Source organism: Pseudoxanthomonas sangjuensis, assembly GCF_010211755.1.
In the GTDB taxonomy this organism is placed as follows: Bacteria; Pseudomonadota; Gammaproteobacteria; order Xanthomonadales; family Xanthomonadaceae; genus Pseudoxanthomonas_A; species Pseudoxanthomonas_A sangjuensis.
The window spans coordinates 1-1,669 of record NZ_PDWR01000049.1 but is presented as its reverse complement, the minus strand read 5'-3'; the positions used below and the strand labels follow the sequence as shown (position 1 = coordinate 1,669).

The 1,669-nt window shown below is 70.1% G+C and carries 2 protein-coding genes; both read left to right on the top strand.

The features are described 5' to 3' along the window. Nucleotides 1-747, top strand: coding sequence for an electron transfer flavoprotein subunit beta/FixA family protein (locus tag CSC71_RS15180; protein WP_162375220.1), 747 nt, complete (start codon nucleotides 1-3; stop codon nucleotides 745-747). Then, a partial coding sequence (locus CSC71_RS15175) for an electron transfer flavoprotein subunit alpha/FixB family protein (protein WP_162375219.1) occupies nucleotides 747-1,669 on the top strand: 923 nt, incomplete at its 3' end. The genes CSC71_RS15180 and CSC71_RS15175, both read left to right, overlap by 1 nt.

Genomic DNA, 1,669 nt, shown 5'->3' with positions numbered 1-1,669 from the left:
ATGAAAATTCTCGTCGCCTACAAGCGGGTGGTGGACTTCAACGTCCGCATCCAGGTCAAGCCGGACGGTTCCGGGGTGGTCACCGAGGGCGTCAAGCTCTCGCCCAACCCGTTCGACGAGATCGCGCTGGAAGAGGCCCTGCGCCTGCGCGACAGGGGCGTCGCCACCGAGGTGGTGGTCGCCACCATCGCCCCGGCCGACGCCCAGGCGCATTTGCGCAACGGTTTGGCCATGGGCGCCAACCGCGCCATCCACGTGGTCGCCGACCAGCCGATCCAGCCGCTGACCGCCGCCCGCACCCTGCTCAAGCTGATCGAGAAGGAACAGCCGGACCTGGTCATCCTGGGCAAGCAGGCCATCGACGACGACAGCAACCAGACCGGGCAGATGCTGGCCACGCTGTGGGGCCGCCCGCAGGCGACCTTCGCCTCGAAGCTGGACATCGCCGACGGCAAGGCCACGGCGGTGCGCGAGGTCGACGCCGGCCTGGAGACGCTGGAAGTCGACCTGCCGGCGGTGGTCACCACCGACCTGCGCCTGAACGAGCCGCGCTTCATCAAGCTGCCGGACATCATGAAGGCCAAGAGCAAGCCGCTGGAGACGCTGCCCTTCGCCGACCTGGGCGTCGAGTCCGCCGATTTCCTCAAGACGACGCATTACGCGCCGCCGGCGAAACGCAGCAAGGGCGTGATGGTCAAGGACGCGGCCGAACTGGTCGCCGCACTCAAGCAAAAGGGGCTGCTGTGATGGGCAAGGTTCTGATCGTCGCCGAACACCTGGACGGCAAGCTCAACGCCGCCACCGCCAAGACCGTCAGCGCCGCCGTCGCGCTGACGCCGGAAACCATCGATGTCGTCGTGCTGGCTGCCGACCCGGCCGCCGTGGCCGCCGAAGCCGCGCAGATCGCCGGCGTGTCGAAGGTGCTGACCGTCGCCCACCCGGCCAATGCCAATGCGCTGGCGCAGGTGCTGGGCCCGCAGGTCGCCGCGCTGGCGAAGCAGGGCTACAGCCACGTGTTCGCCCCCAGCACCACCTTCGGCAAGGACCTGACCCCGGTGGTCGCCGCGCTGCTGGGCGTCAGCCAGGTCTCCGACGTGATGACGGTGGAAGGCGCAACCACCTTCACCCGCCCGATCTACGCCGGCAACGCGATCGTCACCGTCGAGGCCCCGGCCGGGCAGACCGTGGTCGCCACCGTGCGCACCGCCTCGTGGCCCGAGGCCGCGCGCGGCAACCGTGCGCCGGTCGAAGCGGTTTCGGTGGATGCCGCGCTGCCGGCGCACACCCGCTTCGTCGCGCTGTCCGCCGACAAGACCGACCGCCCCGACCTGCAGTCGGCCCGCCGCGTGGTCTCCGGCGGCCGCGGCGTCGGCTCGGCGGAGAACTTCCAGATCATCTACCGGCTGGCCGACAGGCTCGGGGCCGCGGTCGGCGCCTCGCGCGCCGCGGTCGACGCCGGCTACGTGCCCAGCGACCTGCAGGTCGGCCAGACCGGCAAGATCATCGCCCCGGAGCTGTACATCGCCGTCGGCATCTCCGGCGCGATCCAGCACCTGACCGGGATCAAGGACGCCGGCACCATCGTCGCCATCAACAAGGACGCCGACGCGCCGATCTTCGAGGTCGCCGACATCGGCCTGGTCGGCGACCTGTTCAAGCTGCTGCCGGA